This window comes from Sinomonas atrocyanea (genome assembly GCF_030812675.1).
In the GTDB taxonomy this organism is placed as follows: Bacteria; Actinomycetota; Actinomycetes; order Actinomycetales; family Micrococcaceae; genus Sinomonas; species Sinomonas atrocyanea_B.
On sequence record NZ_JAUSTE010000020.1, the window covers coordinates 17567 to 37437 of the forward strand.

General features: G+C 71.5%; 20 protein-coding genes. 10 read left to right on the forward strand and 10 right to left on the reverse strand.

Annotated features, from left to right (window positions below; genetic code table 11):
- Positions 1 to 43: 43 nt before the first annotated feature.
- The 4 genes from J2W20_RS18380 (at position 44) to J2W20_RS18395 (ending at position 4178) form a co-directional block, all read left to right on the forward strand.
- Positions 44 to 712: an ABC transporter ATP-binding protein gene (locus J2W20_RS18380; RefSeq protein ID WP_307008543.1), complete on the forward strand. Its 669-nt coding sequence runs from the start codon at positions 44 to 46 to the stop codon at positions 710 to 712.
- Between the two features lie 94 nt (positions 713 to 806).
- A complete protein-coding gene (locus J2W20_RS18385; RefSeq protein ID WP_307008505.1) occupies positions 807 to 2528 on the forward strand; it encodes an alpha-amylase family protein in 1722 nt (573 codons plus the stop codon).
- 44 nt (positions 2529 to 2572) lie between these two features.
- Complete coding sequence (locus J2W20_RS18390; RefSeq protein ID WP_307008507.1) at positions 2573 to 2929, forward strand: non-heme iron oxygenase ferredoxin subunit; 357 nt, start codon at positions 2573 to 2575, stop codon at positions 2927 to 2929.
- A 7-nt stretch (positions 2930 to 2936) separates the two neighbouring features.
- Positions 2937 to 4178, forward strand: a complete 1242-nt coding sequence (locus J2W20_RS18395) for an NAD(P)/FAD-dependent oxidoreductase (protein ID WP_307008509.1) — start codon at positions 2937 to 2939, stop codon at positions 4176 to 4178.
- Positions 4179 to 4196: 18 nt separating this feature from the next.
- Here J2W20_RS18395 and glmS read toward each other — a convergent pair whose 3' ends face one another.
- The 7 genes from glmS to J2W20_RS18430 all read right to left on the reverse strand — a co-directional run bounded on the left by glmS (position 4197) and on the right by J2W20_RS18430 (position 11775).
- A complete protein-coding gene (glmS, locus tag J2W20_RS18400) occupies positions 4197 to 6017 on the reverse strand; it encodes a glutamine--fructose-6-phosphate transaminase (isomerizing) (RefSeq protein WP_307008511.1) in 1821 nt (606 codons plus the stop codon).
- A gap of 64 nt (positions 6018 to 6081) precedes the next feature.
- Positions 6082 to 6342, reverse strand: a complete 261-nt coding sequence (locus J2W20_RS18405) for a hypothetical protein (protein ID WP_307008513.1) — start codon at positions 6340 to 6342, stop codon at positions 6082 to 6084.
- A gap of 66 nt (positions 6343 to 6408) precedes the next feature.
- Positions 6409 to 6987, reverse strand: coding sequence for a maltokinase N-terminal cap-like domain-containing protein (locus J2W20_RS18410; protein ID WP_307008515.1), 579 nt, complete (start codon positions 6985 to 6987; stop codon positions 6409 to 6411).
- Positions 6988 to 7113: 126 nt separating this feature from the next.
- Positions 7114 to 7548 carry a DUF3151 domain-containing protein gene (locus J2W20_RS18415; RefSeq protein ID WP_307008516.1) on the reverse strand — a complete coding sequence of 145 codons (435 nt, stop codon included), beginning with the start codon at positions 7546 to 7548 and terminating at the stop codon, positions 7114 to 7116.
- Complete coding sequence (fbaA, locus tag J2W20_RS18420; RefSeq protein ID WP_307008518.1) at positions 7548 to 8570, reverse strand: class II fructose-bisphosphate aldolase; 1023 nt, start codon at positions 8568 to 8570, stop codon at positions 7548 to 7550. Before fbaA ends, J2W20_RS18415 begins: the two co-directional genes overlap by 1 nt.
- A gap of 121 nt (positions 8571 to 8691) precedes the next feature.
- On the reverse strand, positions 8692 to 9672 hold the full coding sequence (locus J2W20_RS18425; protein ID WP_307008520.1) for a ribokinase: 981 nt from the start codon (positions 9670 to 9672) through the stop codon (positions 8692 to 8694).
- 108 nt (positions 9673 to 9780) lie between these two features.
- Entirely contained in the window at positions 9781 to 11775 is a 1995-nt protein-coding gene (locus J2W20_RS18430; protein WP_307008522.1) for a S53 family peptidase, read from the reverse strand.
- A gap of 281 nt (positions 11776 to 12056) precedes the next feature.
- On the opposite strand from J2W20_RS18430, the gene J2W20_RS18435 reads away from it, so the two are divergent.
- Complete coding sequence (locus J2W20_RS18435) at positions 12057 to 13244, forward strand: TerC family protein (RefSeq protein ID WP_307008524.1); 1188 nt, start codon at positions 12057 to 12059, stop codon at positions 13242 to 13244.
- A gap of 46 nt (positions 13245 to 13290) precedes the next feature.
- Positions 13291 to 13575, forward strand: coding sequence for a DUF1905 domain-containing protein (locus J2W20_RS18440; protein ID WP_307008527.1), 285 nt, complete (start codon positions 13291 to 13293; stop codon positions 13573 to 13575).
- 1 nt (position 13576) lies between these two features.
- Here J2W20_RS18440 and J2W20_RS18445 read toward each other — a convergent pair whose 3' ends face one another.
- On the reverse strand, positions 13577 to 14245 hold the full coding sequence (locus tag J2W20_RS18445) for a haloacid dehalogenase type II (RefSeq protein WP_307008529.1): 669 nt from the start codon (positions 14243 to 14245) through the stop codon (positions 13577 to 13579).
- Positions 14246 to 14262: 17 nt separating this feature from the next.
- Between J2W20_RS18445 and J2W20_RS18450 the strand changes: the two genes are divergently transcribed.
- On the forward strand, positions 14263 to 14661 hold the full coding sequence (locus J2W20_RS18450) for a VOC family protein (protein ID WP_307008531.1): 399 nt from the start codon (positions 14263 to 14265) through the stop codon (positions 14659 to 14661).
- 40 nt (positions 14662 to 14701) lie between these two features.
- Here J2W20_RS18450 and J2W20_RS18455 read toward each other — a convergent pair whose 3' ends face one another.
- Complete coding sequence (locus J2W20_RS18455) at positions 14702 to 16024, reverse strand: hypothetical protein (RefSeq protein WP_307008534.1); 1323 nt, start codon at positions 16022 to 16024, stop codon at positions 14702 to 14704.
- 84 nt (positions 16025 to 16108) lie between these two features.
- The gene (locus tag J2W20_RS18460) at positions 16109 to 16744 is read right to left on the reverse strand and encodes a TrmH family RNA methyltransferase (RefSeq protein ID WP_307008535.1); all 636 of its coding nucleotides are present in this window, start codon (positions 16742 to 16744) and stop codon (positions 16109 to 16111) included.
- A gap of 69 nt (positions 16745 to 16813) precedes the next feature.
- Between J2W20_RS18460 and J2W20_RS18465 the strand changes: the two genes are divergently transcribed.
- The 3 genes from J2W20_RS18465 (at position 16814) to J2W20_RS18475 (ending at position 19536) form a co-directional block, all read left to right on the forward strand.
- Complete coding sequence (locus J2W20_RS18465; RefSeq protein WP_307008537.1) at positions 16814 to 17839, forward strand: amidohydrolase family protein; 1026 nt, start codon at positions 16814 to 16816, stop codon at positions 17837 to 17839.
- Positions 17840 to 17919: 80 nt separating this feature from the next.
- A complete protein-coding gene (gene ligK / locus J2W20_RS18470; protein ID WP_307008539.1) occupies positions 17920 to 18603 on the forward strand; it encodes a 4-carboxy-4-hydroxy-2-oxoadipate aldolase/oxaloacetate decarboxylase in 684 nt (227 codons plus the stop codon).
- A 12-nt stretch (positions 18604 to 18615) separates the two neighbouring features.
- Entirely contained in the window at positions 18616 to 19536 is a 921-nt protein-coding gene (locus tag J2W20_RS18475) for an amidohydrolase family protein (RefSeq protein ID WP_307008540.1), read from the forward strand.
- The last annotated feature ends 335 nt before the right edge of the window (positions 19537 to 19871 follow it).

Here is a 19871-nt window from a genome sequence, read left to right on the forward strand (position 1 = left end):
GGACCCGGATCAGACAAGCTCCGCACCGGCCGGCTCGGCGCCGATGTTCGAGCTGGTCGACGTCGCCAAGACCTACCAGCAGTCCAAGCGCGTGGTCAGGGCACTCGACGGCGTGAGCCTGAGCATCCCCGCCGGGCAGCTCGTGGCGATCCAGGGCCCCACGGGCGGCGGCAAGTCCACGCTCCTGCAGATGCTCGGCGCACTGGACCGGCCCACCTCCGGCACGGTCACCCTCGCGGGCCGGGAGATCTCCCGGCTCCGGGACCGGCAGCTCGCGGACATCCGAGCCCGCGAGATCGGGTTCGTGTTCCAGTCCTTCAACCTCATCCCGACCCTGACCGCGCAGGAGAACGTCGAGATGGGCCTCGCACCCCTCGGCCTGCCCGCCAAGGAGCGGGCAGAGCGTGCCACCCAGGCCCTCGCCTCGGTGGGTCTCGGCGAGCGCGCAGCGCACCTGCCCGGCGAGCTCTCCGGGGGCCAGCAGCAGCGCGTCGCCATCGCCCGTGCCCTCGCGAAGCGCCCCAAGGTCCTCCTCGCGGACGAGCCGACCGGCAACCTCGATGAGGGCACCCGGGACGAGATCATGGACCTCTTCGAGACGCTCTGGCGGCAGGGGCTCACGATCGTGCTCGTCACGCACGACTCCTCGGTGGCGCGCCGCGCCGAGCGCCGCCTCCGGATCGCCGGCGGCACGCTGACCGAGAAGGACTAGCGAAGAAGTAGGGCACCACGCACGACGGCGGGCGGCGGCTTCCGTGGGAGGCCGCCGCCCGTTTCCCGTGCTCCGATGGGGGGAATGTCCCCCCATGCGCATCACGGACACCTCCGACCTGTGGTGGAAGACCGGCATCATCTACTGCCTGGACGTGGAGACGTTCTACGACTCCAACGGCGACGGCTGCGGCGATCTGGCAGGACTGGCCGAGCGCGTGGACTACCTCGCCGAGCTGGGGATCACCTGCCTGTGGCTCATGCCGTTCTACCCCACACCCCACCGCGACGACGGCTACGACGTGACGGACCTGTTCGGCGTCGACCGGCGCCTCGGCCACCACGGTGACCTCGTGGAGTTCATCCGCATGGCGCAGGACCGCGGGCTGCGGGTGATCGTCGACCTCGTGGTCAACCACACCTCGGACCAGCATCCCTGGTTCAGGGCTGCCCGTTCCTCCAAGGACAGCCCGTACCGCGATTTCTACATCTGGCGCTCCGACCCTCCCCCGGACACCTCGGGCGACGTCGTCTTCCCCGATCAGGAGACGTCGATCTGGACCTTGGACGAGACATCCGGGGAGTGGTACCTGCACCACTTCTACAAGGAGCAGCCTGACCTGAACGTGGCGAACCCCAAGGTTCGCGACGAGATCGCCAAGGTGATCGGCTTCTGGCTGCATCTGGGCATCAGCGGGTTCCGCGTCGACGCGGTGCCGTACTTCCTCTCGATGGAGGGGGTCAGGAAGGAAGAGCTCCACAAGGTCCACAATCCCCATGACTATCTGCGCGCGCTCCGGAAGTTCATGGGACGCCGCGCCGGCGATTCCATCCTCCTGGGCGAGGTGAACCTCCCGTACCAGGAGCAGTTGGACTACTTCGGGGGCCCGGACGGCGACGAGCTGACGATGCTGTTCGATTTCATCGTCATGCAGAAGATCTACCTGTCGTTGGCCCGACAGGACGCTCGCCCCCTGGCGGACGCCCTCCGCGACCGGCCGCCGCTCCCTCCGGACAGCCAGTGGGCAACGTTCGTGCGGAACCACGACGAGCTGACCTTGGACAAGCTGACGGACGAGGAACGCCAGGAGGTATTCGCCGCTTTCGGCCCCGAACCGCAGATGCAGGTCTACGGCCGTGGCCTCAAGCGCAGGGTCCCGCCCATGCTCGACGGCGACCCCCGCCGGATCCGTCTGGTCTACTCACTGCTGTTCGCGCTTCCTGGCACCCCGGTGCTGTACTACGGCGAGGAGATCGGGATGGGGGAGGACCTCGCTGCCGAGGGCCGGATGGCGGTGCGGACGCCGATGCAGTGGACCGCGGAGCCGAGCGCTGGCTTTTCCACCGCGGCACCGGCGGACCTTGTGAGCCCGCTGCCCGAAGGAGGCTACGGGCCGCAGCACGTGAATGTCGCCTCCGCGAGGCGCGACCCGGACTCCCTGCTGAACTTCATCATCCTGCTCACCCAGCGCTATCGGGAGTGTCCCGAGCTCGGCTGGGGCACGTGCCGGGTCCTGGACCCCCCGCACAAGGCTGTCCTGGCCCACCTGAACACCTGGGAGGACGCCTGCATGCTCGCGCTGCACAACTTCTCCCCCGAGGCCGTGATCGTGCCGCTCAATCTCGGGGAACCTCCCGACCGGCCCGACGGAGAATCCGGCTGGAGCGGCTTCCTGCTGCTTGACCTGCTCAAGTCCAGCACCTTCCCGGAAGAGGCGCTCCGGGTGTCCGAGGGCGGCGACGTCGAGATCTCCCTCGACAGCTACGGCTACGCCTGGTTGCGGGTGCAGCCACCGGGCCAGCGGCGCCTGCTGTGAGCTCCCGGCGGGGCAGCATCCGGGCCCTCGCTAGAGTGGAAGCCATGAGCGAAGGAATCGTGGTCGGCAGCACGGGCGAGATCGAGGAGGGCACGGCGAAGGTCGTGGAGCCCGAGGAGTCCGGCTTCGACGAACCGATCGCGGTCTTCCATGCCGAGACGGGCTGCTTCTTCGCCCTCAACGACACGTGCACGCACGAGGACGCCTCCCTCGCCGAGGGCTGGATCGAGGGCGAGACGGTCGAGTGCCCCCTCCATTCCTCGAGCTTCAGCCTGCGCACGGGGAAGGTCCTGTGCCTGCCCGCCACAGAGGACACCCGCACCCACCGGGTCGAGGTCCGCGATGGCCAGGTGGTCCTGTATCCGGGCACGGGCGCCGATCCCGACGCCTGCGCCCAGTAGCACCGCGGTGGGCACGCCGAACCGCGTCGTCATCGTGGGCGGCGGCGTCGCCGGCTTCAGCGCGGCGCAGGAGCTCCGCGCCCGCGGCTACGCCGGCGCCCTCACCCTCGTCTCCCCCGAGGGCCTGCCCTACGACCGGCCGCCCCTGAGCAAGGGCTACCTCCTCGGCACGGAGGACGCCGGCCGGATCCTGCTCGCCCCCGAGTCGTGGTACACCGAGCACGGCATCGAGGTCGTCGCCGCCCGCGCCGCGGCCCTCGACCTCTCCCCCGGCCGCCCGGCGGTAGCCCTGGAGGACGGCACCCGGCTGCACGCCGACCGCCTCCTCCTGGCCACCGGCGCCCTGCCCCGCCGACTCGGCATCCCCGGCGGCGACCGTGCCGTCGCGCTGCGCTCCCGCACCGACGCCGACGCGCTCCGCCGCGTCCTCGTCCCCGGCGCCCGCATCGCCGTGGTCGGTGCGGGCCTCATCGGCGCCGAGGTCGCCTCCGCGGCCGCGGCCCTCGGCGCCGAGGCCACGCTCATCGACCCTGTCGCGACCCCGCTCGTGCCGGCCGTCGGCGAGGAGCTGGCCCTCAGGCTCCACGCGATGCACAGCGGGCGCGGCGTCGCCACCCTCGTGGGGGCGCCCGTCGCGATCGAGGAGGGGGCGCGCGACGCCGGCCCGCACCTCGTGCGCCTGGCCGACGGCGGCACCGTGCGCGCCGATGCTGTGGTGGTGGGCATCGGGGTCATCCCGGACACCGCGCTCGCCTCGGCAGCCGGCCTCGCTGCCGAGGACGGGATCGTGGTCGGGTCCGACGGCTCGACGTCCCATCCTGCGGTCTACGCGGCCGGCGACGCGACGCGCGTGCGGCGGCAGGACGGCGTCGTCCACCTGCAGCGGCGCGCGGAGCACTGGGAGGCCGCCGTCCGCTCGGGCCAGGCCGCCGCGGCGGGGATCCTCGGTGAGGCGTCGCCCGAGTTCGGCTCGCCGTGGTTCTGGTCGGACCGCTACGGCGTGCACGTCGAGGCCGTCGGGACCATGGACGCCCGGCAGGTGCCCGGCGCCCGCACGGTGCTGCGGGAGGCGGACGGCGTGCCGGCCGCGGCATTCCTCGTCGCCGAGGACGGGCGCCTGCTCGGAGCCGCCGCGGTCGACCAGCCGCTCGTGGTCCGGGCGGCGCGGCGGATCATCGACCGGGGCCTGGTCCCCGACCCGGACCGGCTCGCGGACCCCTCAGTGGACCCGAGGAAGCTCGCCCGCTAGCCGCACCCGATCGGGCCCTCACTCCACGGTGACCGACTTGGCGAGGTTGCGCGGCTTGTCGATGTCGTGGCCGAGGGCCAGGGCCGCGTGGTACGCGAGGAGCTGGGTCGGGATGGTGAGCAGGATGGGGTCCAGCTCCGGCTCGTTCTTGGGGACCTCGATGCTCTCCACCCCCGGCAGGTCCAGCCCGACCCCCTCATGGGTGATGGCGAGGACTCGGCCCTTGCGGGCGAGCACCTGTTCGGCTGCGGCGATGTTGCGCTCCGTCAGCTCGTCGTCGGGGATGACCGCGATGGTGGGCATGTCCTCGTCGATCAGGGCGAGCGGGCCGTGCTTGAGCTCGCTCGTCTGGTACGCCTCGGCGTGGACGTAGCTGATCTCCTTGAGCTTCTGGGCCCCCTCGCGCGCCACCGGGAATCCGCGCACACGCCCGATGTAGAACGCGCTCTGCGCCGAGGCGATCCGCCGGGCGACGGCGGCGACCTCGCCCTCCGCGTCCAGGATCTGCTGGATCTGGGCTGGGATGGCCTTCAGCCCGCGGAGGATGCGCTGCCCGTCGGCGTGCGAGAGGTCGTGCAGGCGGCCCAGGTGCAGCGCGAGGAGCGCGAACGCCAGGCCCATGTTGGTCAGGGCCTTGGTGGACGCGACGGCGACCTCGGGTCCCGCGTGGAGGTAGATGCCGCCGTCGACCTCGCGGGCGATGGTCGACCCGACGACGTTCACGAGGCCGATCACGCGGCCGCCCTTGCGGCGGATCTCGTTGACCGCGAAGGCGGTGTCGGCCGTCTCGCCGCTCTGGCTGACGGCGACGTAGAGCGTGTCGTGCTCGATGATCGGCTGGCGGTAGCGGAATTCCGAGGCCGGTTCGGCGTCGGCGGGGATGCGGGCGAGCTCCTCGATGAGCTGCGCGCCGAGCTGGCCGACGTAGTAGGCCGAGCCGCAGCCGAGGATCTTGACGCGCCGGAAGCTGCGGAGCTCGCGGGGCTCGAGGCCGAGACCGTCGAGGCGGGCGGTGGCGAAGCGCTCGTCGAGGCGTCCGCGCAGGCACGTCTCGGCGGCGGCGGGCTGCTCCTGCATCTCCTTGAGCATGTAGTGCTCGTGCCCCGAGAGTTCGAGGTCCTCGGCGGCGACCGCGATCTCGACCGGGACGCGGTCCGTCTCATTCGCGGCCCGGTCGAAGGTGCGGAAGCCCGAGGAGGTGACCGTGGCCAGCTCGCCGTCCTCGAGGTGCACCACGCGGTTGGTGTGGCGGACGAGGGCCGCGACGTCGCTCGCGACGAACATCTCCTTCTCGCCGACGCCGATGATGAGCGGGGACCCGCTGCGGGCCACGACGATCCGGTCCGGGTGCCGGCTGTCCACCACGGCGAGGGCGTAGGTGCCGGTGATCCTGCCCAGGGTCTCGAGGAGGGCGGCTTCGAGGGTCTCGGCCTCGGAGCGGGCGATGAGGTGGGCGATCACCTCGGTGTCGGTGTCGCTCGCGAGCGTGACGCCGGCGGCCCTGAGGGAGGCCCGGAGGTTGGCGGCGTTGTCGATGATGCCGTTGTGCACCACGCTGATCCGGCCGTCGGCGCTGCTGTGCGGGTGGGCGTTCCGCTCGGCGACGGGCCCGTGGGTCGCCCAGCGGGTGTGGCCGATCCCGACCTTGCCGGCCAGGCGCTTCGGGAGCGCCGCCTCGAGCGCGCGGACGCGGCCCACGGTGCGCACGAGCGTCGTGCCGTTCGTGCCGAGGACGGCGATGCCGGCCGAGTCGTAGCCGCGGTACTCGAGGCGGGCCAGTCCTTCGATGAGGAAGGGCGCAGCGGCCTCCGTGCCGATGTAGCCGACGATTCCACACATGGTGCTTCTCCCTCTGGTCGTCGCACCCGCGGGGCCGAGGGTGCGGATGGTCGGTGCCGACCCCTCAGCCGTAGACGATGCGGCGCAGCTGGCGCTCGGTGAGCGGCGGCGCCTTCACCGGCCTGCTACCGAGCTCGTCGGCGATGATCGCGAAGGCCTCGGCGTTTCGGGTGCCGTGGGTCTGGAGGTGGCTGTGCCGGCGGCGCACGTACTCCTCGACCGGCTCCCCGTACCAGGCGATGACGTCCTCGATCACGCGCGCCGCTTCCCCAGGGGTCAGACCGGTGCTCCCGGCGATGCGTCGAACGATTTCCTCATCAGGCACGCCACCGAGTGTGCCCTGCGGGACGTGCGAAAATCAAAAATCTGCCCGAAATCGGGCAGAAATCACTCAGCCGACCGCCACGAGAGCGACGTCGGCCCCGTCCAGCGAGGCGACCAGGAGCCAGCGGCCGGTGACAGCGTCCCCGGGACGGCCGTGGATTCCGAGCCATCGGGCGACCCTCAGTGCTGCGCCGTCCTCCTCGGCCCCGGTCGGAGTGCCCTGCGCCGCGCCGACGCGCACGTCGGACTCCCGGACCGTCACGCCCTCGGGGCCGTGGTCCTCGAGCACCGCCTGGGGCTGCTCGCCGCGGGCGCCGCGGGTGAGCGCAGCGCGTCCCACCGGGTCGCCGGCGGCGTCGTAGACCCAGCGGGTACCGAGCACCGAGTGCTCCATCGTGCCGACGAGGGCGTCCTCGCCGCCCTCGAGCGGCGCCCCGCGGTAGGTGAGGACCGCGTGGACGACCGCGTCCCCGCACCGCAGGAGGAAGCCCTCGATGCCCACCCCGCCCGCGGGGTCGTCGAAACGGTAGGTTCCCAGCCGCTCGAGGCCTGCCAGGCCAGAGGGCGCCCACGGCTGGCGCTCGAGCCAGGAACCGATGAGGTCGAGTTTGCCGGGCACGAGGGTCGCGTGATGGATGATCGCCACGCAGCCATCGTAGGCCGCGGAGCGGGCGCCGCCCGCGGGCCGGCGGCGCGCCCGACAGAAGCGGCGCGTGGCCGGCCTCCGAGCGGAAGCCGGCCACGCGCCGTCGTGCGCTGAGAATGCCGGGCGCTACGACTCGGCGCCGAGCGCCTCGATCGCGGCCTTGGCGGTCGGGTCGGCACCGGCGAGGAACTCGTCGATGCGCTCGGGCTCTCCCGGCTCGCCGATGGCGGAGGCGGCGCGGCCGAGGGCATGCAGCGAGCGGAGGAAGCCCCGGTTGGGCTCGTGCTCCCACGGCACCGGCCCGGCGCCGCGCCACCCGCTCTTGCGGAGGGCGTCGAGGCCGCGGTGGTAGCCCACGCGGGCGTAGGCGTAGGACTCGACGGTGCGGCCCTTCGCCCACGCCTCGTCGGCGAGGATGGCCCAGAGGAGGGACGAGGCCGGGTAGTCGGCCACGAGCTCCTCGGCGGACTCCCCGAGGGCCAGACCGCGGTAGACCTCCGTCTCGGCCGGCAGCCGGGTGGGCTCCGGGCCGAGGAGGTTGGTGCGGTGCTCCCCCGCCATTACTTGATGGACTTGCCGGCGGAGCCGAGCTGCTGCGCGGCCTCGACCACGCGGGCGGCCATGCCGGCCTCCGCGGCGGCGCCCCACACGCGCGGGTCGTAGGTCTTCTTGTTGCCGACCTCGCCGTCGACCTTGAGCACGCCGTCGTAGTTCGCGAACATGTGGCCGGCCACCGGGCGGGTGAAGGCGTACTGGGTGTCGGTGTCGATGTTCATCTTGATCACGCCGTAGGAGACGGCGTCCGCGATCTCCTGCTCGCTCGAGCCGGAGCCGCCGTGGAAGACGAGGTCGAACGGGTTGTCCTTGCCGATCTTGGCGCCGACCTGGGCCTGGATGTCCTTGAGGATCTCCGGGCGGAGCTTGACGTTGCCGGGCTTGTAGACGCCGTGGACGTTGCCGAAGGTCAGGGCGGTGATGTAGCGGCCGTTCTCGCCGGCGCCGAGGGCCTCGACCGTCGCGAGTCCGTCCGCCACGGTGCTGTAGAGCTTCTCGTTGATGGCGTTCTCGACGCCGTCCTCCTCGCCGCCCACAGCGCCGATCTCGACCTCGAGGATCATCTTCGCGGCGGCGGTGCGGGGCAGGAGCTCCTTGGCGATGCGCAGGTTCTCGTCGAGGGTCTCGGCGGAGCCGTCCCACATGTGCGAGTTGAACAGCGGGTCGCGGCCGGCCTTGACCTCGGCCTCGGACGCGGCCAGGAGCGGCAGGACGAATCCGTCCAGCTTGTCCTTGGGACAGTGGTCGGTGTGGAGCGCGATGTTCACGTCGTAGCTCTTGGCGACCTCGCGGGCGAAGGCGGCGAAGCCGAGGGAGCCGATCACCATGTCCTTGACGGAGGCGCCGGACCAGTAGGCCGCACCGCCGGTGGAGACCTGGATGATGCCGTCGGAGCCGGCCTCGGCGAAGCCGCGGATGGCGGCGTTGAGGGTCTGCGACGAGGTGACGTTCACCGCAGGGAATGCGTAGCCGCCGGCCTTGGCGGAGTCGATCATCTCTGCGTACTTCTCAGGGGTGGCGATAGGCATTGAGTGCTCCTCGACGGTGGGTCCACGCGAACCGCGTGTTATGGGCCACTGCCCATCCTAGCGACGGGCCCCGCGGGTGGTCCCTCTCGGTCGCGGCAGATGACGGCGGCGCGCGGCCGGCCTACTGGCACGACGAGCGGGCAGCTGCGCCGTCCCCGGCGCCGGCCTCCCGCGGGAGCCGGGCGCGGACCTCGTCGGCGTCCGGGTACGAGGGCTGGGCCCCGTGCCGCATGGTCGCGAGCGCGGCGGCGACGCAGGCGTAGCGGGCCGCGTCCTCGAGGCCGTCGCCGGCGGCGAGCCGGGCCGCGAGGGCGCCGGCGAACCCGTCGCCGGCGCCGGTCGTGTCCACGGCATCCACCCGGAGTGATTCGATCTGTGCGATCCCCTCTCGTCCGAGCACGACCCCGCCGCGGGGGCCGAGGGTCACGATCGCCGGCCCGAATCCGAGGTGCGCCACGCCGGCCCGCACGAGCTCCCAGTCCTGCGGCTCGGCGCCGAGGCCGTCCTGTCCGAGCAGCTGCCCGGCCTCCTGCGCGTTCACGAGCAGCACGTCGACGCAGGCCACCAGCTCGGCGGGGATGCCGGCGTAGGGAGAGAGGTTGAGGATCACGGCCGCGCCGGCCGCCCGCCCGGCCCGGGCCGCCGCGAGCACGGCGGCCTGCGGGACCTCGAGGCAGAGGCACACGGCGGCGGCCCCGGCGAACGCGGCGGAGGGCGGGGCCGCCGCCTCCGCCACCTCGTCCCGGCCGAGGAGGGCGTTCGCCCCCGGCACGATCACGATGCTGTTCTCGCCCTCGGCGTCGACGGTGATGCCCGCGACCCCCGTGGGCACCCCGTCGACCGTGCGGACCGAGGACACATCGACGCCCGCGGCAGTGGCGGAGGCGAGGAGCAGGCGCCCGTGGGCGTCGTCGCCGACGCTCCCCACGAGCCGGACGGAGGCGCCGAGCCGTGCCGCGGCGACGGCCTGGTTCGCACCCTTGCCGCCGGGATGGACCGCGAAGCCCGTCCCCGCGACGGTCTCTCCGGGCGCTGGCATCCGGTCCGCGGAGAAGACGAGGTCCGCGTTGAGCGATCCGACCACGACCACGGTGGAATCCATGCGACCCATCCTAGGGTCGCCGCGGCAGACGGAAGCGGGGCGCACGACGCCGGTTCCCACCCGCCGTCGTGCGCCCCGCCGTGGGAGGCCCGCTCCCTCAGGAGCGGATCAGTGCGCCGCCGCCACCTGCTGGGCGAAGGCCTCGGTCATGCTGCCGACGCCGGTGACGTCGTCGTAGCCGTGGGCCGTCGCGAGGGACGAGTCGTGGTCCATGCCCACCAGGTACGTGTTGCCGCTGACCGTGCTCGAGAAGGCGACGGAGACCGGGTCGGCCGGGGGAGCGACGTCGTGCTCGGCGCCGCCCTGGGCCGCGCCGTAGATCGCCGGGTTCGCGAAGCCGATCACCTTGTTGCCGGCCGCCTGGGCGATGGCCATCTGCGCCGCGGTCAGGGGGCTGGCGAGCGAGGTGCCGCCGTACGTCTCGAAGCCGAAGCTGCCCGTCTTGAGGACGTTGTCATTCGTGATGGGGCTCAGGCCGATCCGGTAGCCCGTGTACGGGTCGGCGAGGGACGCGACGTCCGGAGAGACACGGTGGCCGTCCGCGAGCGCGGCCGGAACCACGCCGCTCTGGTACGCGGGCTGGACGAAGACGGCGCTCGTGCCGCCGCCGGCACCGAACCGGAACGGCCCGGGCAGGGCGCCCGCGTAGGCCAGGTTGCCCGTGGCATCCTGCACCACGCGCTGGCGCGCGGTGCCCCACCCGGTCTCGAACTTGTAGGTGTCATCGGCGCCCACCGCGAGGCTCGTGCCGCCCACGGCGGTGACGTACGGCGAGCTGGCGGGGAAGTCGGGCGACGCATACCCGAGGGCCGCGTGCTCGTCGCCGGAATCGCCGCTGGAGAAGTACAGGCCGATGCCCTCCGCGGCCGCCTGCAGGTGGATGTTCTGCTCCCCCTGGAGTGCGTCCGGCGAGAGCGCCTCGCCCACGTTGCCGTAGCTGTTGGAGACGATGTTGGCGAGGTGCCCGTCGAGGATCGTCGACATGGCGATGTCGAGGCCGGCCCCGCAGTTGAAGCCGCCGACGTAGAGGATGTTGGCCCCCGGGGCGACGCCGTGGACGGCCTGGACGTCCAGGGTCTGCTCGCCCTGCCAGCCGCTCGGCTGGGCGCAGAGCGCCTGGTCGAGGAACATGCGCGAGTCCGGGACGATCTGGCTGTACTGCCCCTGGGCGAGCGCGGGGACGCCGCTGGCGGCGGCCCACGTGTTGGTGTCAGACTCGATGGTCGGCGAGGCGTACGCGTCGATGATCGCGACCGTCTGGCCTGCGCCGGCCCCGGTGCTCACGGTCCCCGGCTCGGACACGCCGTAGGCCCCCTGGAGCTGCTTGGGGGTGTACCCGCAGATGTAGGTCGGGAAGCTCGTGGCGCCGTAGGCCTCCGGCAGGGTGATGCTCTTCTCGCCCCACGAGGTGGAGCACGGAGCCGTCACCGGCGGCTGGATCGGCTTGCTGGCGTTGGGGGACGACGGCGACGCCTCACCCGCGGTGGGCGAGGCGAGGGCCGGGCGCGTCAGCAGACGGCCCTGGTCGATCGAGACGGACTGGACGGACGCGGCGATGTCCGCGGGGAGCGAGGGCGCCGTTGCGGGGCCGATGAGGGTCTGGCCGCCGAACGAGTAGTTCTGCTCCGTCGTGCTGAAGACCTGGTTGATCTGGGCGACGGTGCCCCGGAAGACCACGTACAGGCGGCTCTGCGGGACGCCCATGATCACGAGGCCCTGCGACTTGAGCCAGTTGACGGTCGCGTCCACCGTGTCCTGGGCCGGGGCGTACTTCGAGATCCAGTCGGCGGGCTTGAGGTACTGGCCGTAGGCGGCGGTGCCGGGGGTGGAGACGGCGTCCGCCGTGTCCTTCGCGCCGGCGACGTCGGGGAGGCTGAAGTAGATCTCGCCCTCGACCGTCGTGTTGCTGAGCGGATTGCCCGTCTTGGTCCGCGATCCTGCCCAGGACGGGACCGAGCCCGGGAACGACTTCGAGCTCTTGGGCGGGGGGTTGGGCGGGGCGGCTGCCGCGCTCGTCGCGGCGAGCCCCACTGCGCTGGCCACGGCCGCGGTGACGGCCAGGGCGCGCAGGGAAAGCCGGCGGGAATTGTGATCTGGTGCCATGCTTCATCTCCCATTCGGCCGGACACCCCAATGCATCCGGCTTCGAGCGACACTAGTTGCACCGAATGCCTTACAGGGAGTGTCCAGAAGCTGGGAGTTCGCCATGAGTTGGTGCCCGGCAGGGGCGCCCGGTAGGCTTGGTAGCGCGCAGGGGAGTATCCCAAGCGCTGCACACGTCAGCACGTCGGGCGCCGGAGCCCGGCCGGGTGCAGCGGCCATCTGGAACCCACAGGTGGTGGAGAGACTTGTGGCGATATCGCCTACCTGCGAAAGGGACATCAATGTCCGTCTCTCCCCTTGTCTGGGGTATCACCATCGTGGTGATCCTGGCCCTGCTGGCCTTCGACTACTTCTTCCACATCCGCAAGGCGCACGTTCCCACGCTCAGGGAAGCGTCCATCTGGTCGGCGATCTATGTGGGCGCGGCCATCCTCTTCGGCGTCGTGGTCTTCGCATTCGGCGGCGCCACGATGGGCAGCGAATACTTCGCCGGCTTCATCACCGAGAAGGCCCTCTCGGTGGACAACCTCTTCGTGTTCCTCGTGATCATGGCCAGCTTCCGCGTGCCGCGCGAGGACCAGCAGAAGGTCCTCCTGTTCGGCATCGTGTTCGCCCTGATCGCCCGCTCGGCGTTCATCTTCGCCGGCGTCGCCCTGATCAACGCGTTCTCGTGGGTGTTCTACCTCTTCGGCATCATCCTGCTGATCACCGCCGGCAACCTGCTCAAGGGCGAGGACTCCGGCGAGGACGAGGCGGACAACTTCATCATCCGGCTCGCGCGGAAGCTCTTCCACACCTCCGAGCACTACGACGGGGACAGGCTCTTCACCGTGGAGAACGGCAGGCGCGTCCTGACGCCGATGCTCCTGGTCATGGTCGCGATCGGCGGCACCGACCTCCTGTTCGCCCTCGACTCGATCCCCGCGATCTTCGGCCTCACGCAGAACCCGTACGTCGTGTTCACGGCCACCGCGTTCTCGCTCATGGGCCTGCGCCAGCTGTTCTTCCTCCTGGACGGCCTGCTGGACCGCCTCATCTACCTCTCCTACGGGCTCGCCGCGATCCTCGCGTTCATCGGCGTGAAGCTCGTCCTCCACGCGCTGCACGAGAACAACCTGCCCTTCATCAACGGCGGCGGGCACGTCCAGGTCTTCGAGATCACCACAGGCCTGTCGCTCACCGTGATCATCGGCGTGCTGGCCGTCACGATCGTCGCCTCGCTCTACAGCAGGGCGGGCAAGGCGCACGCGGCCGTCAACAACGCCCGCCGGCACGCGGAGAGCTACCTCGACCTCGAGTACACCGCCGATCTCACCGAGCGCGAGCGCGTGTACCGGGCCCTCCTGGAGGAGGAGCGGGACATCCTCGAGATGGACAGGAAGTACCGTGACAAGGTGAAGGACATCGAGGCGATCCGCGCCAAGGTGGCCGAGGCCCACGAGCGGCACGCGGACTTCACCGCGCGCTGACCCGGGGCGCGGGCGCGGGCGCGAACGGGCGGGAGGCGATGGGCCGATGCAGCTGACCTTCGACGGCACCGTGATCGAGTGGCGCGGGCCGGCACCCTTCGTGTTCGTCCGTGTCCCGGACGAGGAATCCGAGGAGATCCACGCCGTGGCGAACGAGCTGACCTACGGCTGGGGCTGCATCCCGGTGGGGGTGCGGCTGGGCGCCTCCGAATGGACCACGGCCCTCATGCCGAAGGATGGCGCCTACCTCGTCCCGCTGCGCAAGGCCTTCCGCGAGGCCGAGGGGATCGAGGTCGACGACGTCGTCCCGGTCACCCTCACGCTCGGATGACCTAGCGGAGCGCCGCCTCGAGCTCGGAGAGGGAGGAGACCACGACGTCCGGTGCGGCGAAGTGGCTCGGGTACGGGCCGCCGTCGCGGTTCACCCAGGCGGTGCGCAGTCCCGCCCTGGCGGCGCCGTGGATGTCCCACGGATGCACGGCGACGAGCGCCATGTCCTCTGCGCGGGCCCCGCAGGCCTGCGCCGCGAAGGCGTAGGACGACGGGTGGGGCTTCCAGTTCGGCGCGTCCTCGACCGAGAGGAGCTTCTCGAACGCGCCGAGGATGCCGGCCGCGGCGAACAGCTGCTCCGCGACCTTGGCCGACCCGTTGGTGAGGGTGACGAGCCGGTACCCGGCCGCACGGAGTGAGCGGACGGCGTCGGCCACGTCCGCATGGAGGGGGAGGTCGCCGAGCGACCCTGCGAGGCGCCTCGCGGCCTCCCCCGGGTGGGAGATCCCGCCGGCGTCGAGGAGCGGCGCGAGGATCCCGGCGCCGACCTCCGCGAAGCCAGCGGAGTCGCCGGTGGCGGCGAGCGCGAAGCCGTCGCGCAGGAGTGCGGCGAACCACTGCTTCGCGAGGTGTGCCGGGGCGCCGATGTCGGCGAACCGCTGCGCCATCGGCGACATGTCGGACAGGGTCTCGTTGACGTCGAAGACGATGATGCTGGGAGCTGTGGGCATGGACGTAGCCTAGAACCGTGGCAGGCGCAGTGCCCTATCTCAGCTACGCGGACGCACCCCGGGCCATCGACTGGCTCGTGCAGCTCGGGTTCTCGGTCGTGGCCCGCCAGGACGACGGCGGCCGCGTGGTCCATTGCGAACTCCGCCTCGGCGGCGCGGTCATCATGGCTGGCAGCGACGATGCGGACTACACCGTCGCTCCCCTGAGCGGGCAGTCGACCGGGGCGGGTGTCTACCTCGTCGTGGACGACGTCGACGGCACGTTCCGCCGCGCGGTGGCCTCGGGCGGCACCTCCGTGATCGAGCCGGAGGACACTCCCTGGGGCTCGCGCCGGGCCCGGGTGCTCGACCCGGCCGGCCGCGAATGGACGTTCGGTTCGTACCGACCCGGCGGCCAGGAGGACCCGGGCCAGTAGACACCCGCCTCGAGGCGACGTGGGTCGACGGGCGTCCCGGTCAGATCCTCACGATCGGTTCGCCGCTGTCCGCGGTGACCTCGATGCCCGCAAGATCGGGTGCGCCGTCTCCGAGGTGCACGGCGTCCGAGCCCTTCCCGTGCGCGTGGATGCCTCCGGCAACCTCGAGCGACACGACGGAGCCCTCGACCTCGAGCGTCGTCACGCCGCTCCCCATGGTCGCGAGCCGGCCGCCGATCGCGATCGACCCGATCTCCGCGCCGGCCTTGACGCTGAGCGCCACGGCCTTGAGGGGCATCTGCACGCCCTTGACGAGGCTGGTTCCCTCGCCGCCGCTCGTCGTCACGTCGCCCGAGACGGCCAGGGACCCGAGCGGCTTGCTGATCTGGATGCCCACGGAGCCGTCGCCCGTCGTCTCGATGGAGGCGAAGCGGGCGTCCCGCAGGGACCCGTCGTAGAGGTTGAACCCGCGGGCGCCCCTGCCCGTGGTGCGGATCGTGTCCGTGACCTCGAGGAGGTCGATGTCCCCGAAGTTCACGAATCCTATTCCGCTGGGGCCGTTCGAGGTCACCGGCGCGTGCGCCGTCCAGACCCTGACGATCCCCCAGTTGTCCAGCACCATGTCGTTCTGCCCGTAGGTCGTGACCGGCCCCGCGGTGACGACGCTGTCCACGGTGGCGCCGGAGATCACGAACACGCCGCCCGAGATGAGGTCGGGCGTGCCTTCGGGGATGCCGCCATGGGTGTGGATCTCTCGGGTGCGCAGCTCCCCCACGGAGAGGACGCCGCCGTCGGCCTTGCCGGCCCAGTCGCCGTGGCCGCCCACGAACACGCCGCTGCCGCGCACCGGCGCCTCCCGGGTCCCCACCGCGACGTCGAGCACCTCCGCGGTGATCGTCACCACCGGTTCCGGCTGCCGGTTCCAGACCGTCAGCGCCCCCTGGAGCGCCTCGACGCCGAAACCGTGTGGGCGCAGAGGGCGGCCGCGCACGTCCGCCGTCTCGATGGTGAGGCCCTCGATCTGCACGTGGCCGGCGCGGACGGCGTCTTCCGCCACGAGGTACACCTGGCCCCTCGTCGTCACGCCACGGAGCGTGAGCCGGCCGAGGTCCGGCACCGAGGTGTCGTTGAGGATCGCGACCTCGTCCGGTTCGGTCAGGATCGTGACGCCGTCGAGGGTGTTGTCCGAGGTCAGGCGCACCCCCTTCGCACCGAAGCGCAGCGTTCCGCCGCGCAGCGTGGCCCCGGGAGGCAGGGTGATCATGGGCGAGCCCGTGATCACGCCCTCGACGTCGATCTCCAGCGCACCCGAGTCCAGGGCAGCTGCGAGTTCTTGGGCGGTCGTGACGGTGGTGCTGGCCATGGAGAGCTCCTTGCCTCGATGTTGCCGATCCCCACGAACAGGTGCCCCCGACCACACCTTAGGAGCGCAGCACCCCGAAGGCCACTACCCGGCGGCCTGCCCGAAGACCCAGCGGCGCACCCACGCGTGCATCGCGATGGCGGCCGCCGAGGCGGCGTTGATGGAGCGGGTCGACCCGAATTGCTCGATGGAGAGGGTGGCCTGCGCCGCCGTGTGCACCTCCGCCGTGAGGCCGGGGCCCTCCTGCCCGAAGACGAGCACGCAGCGGCGGGGGAGCTCGTAGGTCTCGAGCGGCACCGAGTCGGGGAAGATGTCCACGCCGAGGATCGGCAGGTCCTCACCGCGGGCCCACTCGACGAAATCCCCGACGGTCGCATGGTGGCGGACGTGCTGGTAGCGGTCGGTGACCATCGCGCCGCGGCGGTTCCACCGCCGTCGCCCGATGATGTGCACCTCCTTGGCGAGGAACGCGTTCGCGGTGCGCACCACGGTGCCGATGTTGAGGTCGTGCTGCCAGTTCTCGATGGCCACGTGGAACTCGTGCCGCCGGGTGTCCAGCTCGGCGACGATCGCCTCGTGCCGCCAGTACCGGTACCTGTCGAGGACGTTGCGGCGGTCGCCGTGCTCGAGCAGCTCAGGATCCCACTGCTCGCCTTCGGGCCACGGGCCCTGCCAGGGCCCGACGCCCACCTCGTGCTCCACGGTCACCTGATCTGCCACCGGACAAGGGTAGGACGAAATCCCGACCGGATATTGTCAACAATTTTGTGTGCACCTATGCTCGTCCTCATGATCATCGACATCCACGGCCACTACACGACCGCGCCCCCCGCTCTCGGGCAGTGGCGCGACCGTCAGGTCGACGCGGTCGGCCGCGGCACCGCGGAGCCCGACCCGGCAGAGCTGCGCATCAGCGACGACGAGCTGCGCGAGAGCATCGAGGCGAACCAGCTCAGGTTCATGGACGAGCGCGGCATCGACGTCACGGTGTTCTCCCCGCGGGCGTCGTTCATGGCGCACCACGTCGGCGGGTTCGGGACCTCGTCGGCGTGGGCGAGGATCTGCAACGACCTGTGCCACCGCGTCAGCGAGCTCTTCCCGGAGCGGTTCGCCCCCGCCGTCATGCTCCCGCAGTCCCCCGGCGTGGACCCAGCCACGTGCGTGGACGAGATCAAGCGGGCCGCGACCGAACTCGGGGCCGTCGCCGTGAACCTCAACCCGGACCCCTCGGGCGGCCACTGGAGCGCCCCGCCGCTGACCGACCGCTCCTGGTACCCGGTGTACGAGGCGCTCGTGGAGCACGGGCTCCCGGCCATGGTCCACGTGAGCACAAGCGTGAACCCCTGCTTCCACACCACCGGCGCGCACTACCTCAACGCGGACACGACGGCGTTCATGCAGCTGCTCCAGGGCGACCTCTTCGCCGACTTCCCCGAACTCAGGCTCGTCATCCCGCACGGCGGCGGCGCGGTCCCCTACCACTGGGGGCGCTTCCGCGGGCTCGCGCAGGCGCTCGGCAAGCCGGAGCCGGAGGAGCACCTCCTGGGCAACGTCTTCTTCGACACGTGCGTCTACCACCAGCCGGGGATCAACCTCCTGCTCGAGGTGATCCCGCACGGGAACGTGCTCTTCGCCTCTGAGATGATCGGCGCGGTGCGCGGCGTCGACCCCCGCACCGGCCACCACTTCGACGACACACGCCGCTACGTCGAGGCGGCCGGCCTCACCAGCGAGGACCTCGCCGCGGTCGAAGAGGGCAACGCCCGCCGCGTCTACCCGCGCCTCGACGCCCGCCTCGCCGGCCAGGGCCGCTGACCGCCCGGCCCTGCCCCGTCACCCCCGCTGTCCCACCCGCCCGCTGTCCCACCCGCTCGCCCGAGGAGAACTCCAGCACCATGTACGAGATCGGAGTCGTGCACCGCACGATCACCCGCGCCGAGGCCGCCGCGGTGAAGGCCCTGGCAGCGTTCGGCGTCGCCACCGTCCACGAGGCGATGGGCCGCACCGGGCTCATGCGCCCCTACGTCCGGCCGGTCTACGGGGGTGCGGCCCTCTGCGGAACCGCCGTCACCGTCCTGCTCCAGCCGGGCGACAACTGGATGTTCCACGTCGCCGTCGAGCAGCTCACCCCCGGGGACGTGCTCGTCGCGGCGTGCACCACGGAGTGCGAGGACGGCTTCTTCGGCGAGCTGCTGGCCACATCGGCCCGCGCCCACGGCTGCGCCGGGCTCGTGATCGACGGCGGCTGCCGCGACGTCGACGCGCTGCGTGAGATGGACTTCCCCGTCTTCAGCCGTGCGGTCAACGCCAAGGGCACCGTCAAGGCGACCCTGGGCTCGGTCAACGTCCCGGTGGTGTGCGCCAACGCCCTCGTGCACCCGGGCGACGTCGTGGTCGCGGACGCCGACGGCGTCGTCGTGGTCCCTGCCGGCCGCGCCGCCGAGGTGGCCGAGGCCGCCGCGCGGCGCGAGGAGAACGAGGAGGGCAAGCGCGCCCGCTTCGCCGCGGGGGAACTCGGCCTCGACATCTACGGCATGCGCGAGAAGCTCGACGCCGCAGGCCTCCGCTACCTCGACTGACCCAATGGACCCATGACAACGCTCTTCGAGAAGACCCCCGGCTGGCTCGACTGGTACGCCTCACCTTCGGTGCCCGCCTTCACCCTCCCGCCCGGCGCCGTGGACGCGCACTGCCATGTCTTCGGGCCCGGCAGCGAGTTCCCCTTCGCGCCCGAGCGCAAGTACACCCCGTGCGATGCCGGCAAGGACCAGCTCTTCGCCCTCCGCGACCGCCTCGGCGTGAGCCGCAACGTGATCGTCCAGGCCACCTGCCACGGGACCGACAACAGCGCCATGGTGGACGCCGTCCGCTCCGCCGGCGGCCGGGCACGCGGCGTCGCGACTGTGCGCCCCGACGTGTCCGAAGCCGAGCTCGGCCGGCTTCACGAGGCTGGCGTCCGCGGTGTCCGCTTCAACTTCCTCAAGCGCCTCGTCAGCGCCGCGCCCCAGGACGAGCTCACCGAGATCGCCCAGAAGGTCGCCCCGCTGGGCTGGCACATCGTCATCTACTTCGAGGCCCCAGACCTGCCCGACCTCGAGCACTTCTTCGCCTCGCTCCCGACACCCCTCGTGGTGGACCACATGGGCCGCCCCGACGTCTCCCAGCCCGTGGACGGGCCGGAATTCACGCGCTTCCTCCGCTTCGTCGAGCGCCACGACGTCTGGGTCAAGGTCTCGTGCCCCGAGCGGCTGAGCCTGACTGGGCCGCCCGCGCTCGACGGCGAGCGGGACGCCTACCGCGACGTCGTGCCCTTCTCGCGGCGCGTCATCGCGGAATTCCCCGACGCGGTGCTGTGGGGCACCGACTGGCCCCACCCCAACCTCACGGACCACATGCCCGACGACGGCCTCCTCGTCGACGTCATCCCGCACATCGCCGTCACAGCGGAGCAGCAGCACCGGCTCCTCGCCGCCAACCCGATGCGCCTCTACTGGCCCGACGAGGCCGTCTGAGACCCCCAAGAACTTCAGGAACGGCCTCGGTCTCCTTCTGGAACGTCTCGCTCGGGGCAGCTTCCTGCTCCGGCACTGAAAGGTCGGGACGGCGCGTAACCTTTGGGGGGCGCCCGACGATTACAGCGGTGGACGTCGGATCGGAACCTGTCCCCCATCGAGTTGCGATCCGGCGGACACTGTCCACTGCAGCCGGGCCGGAGCCCTCCCCCAGACGCTCCGGCCCGGCTGCGGGTCACTTCACTGGCACTTGCCCGGGTTGGCGGTGCACCACTGCTCGTACTGGGCCACGTAGCCCTGGTGCTCGGCGTAGGTCTTGGCGAACTTCGTCTCGC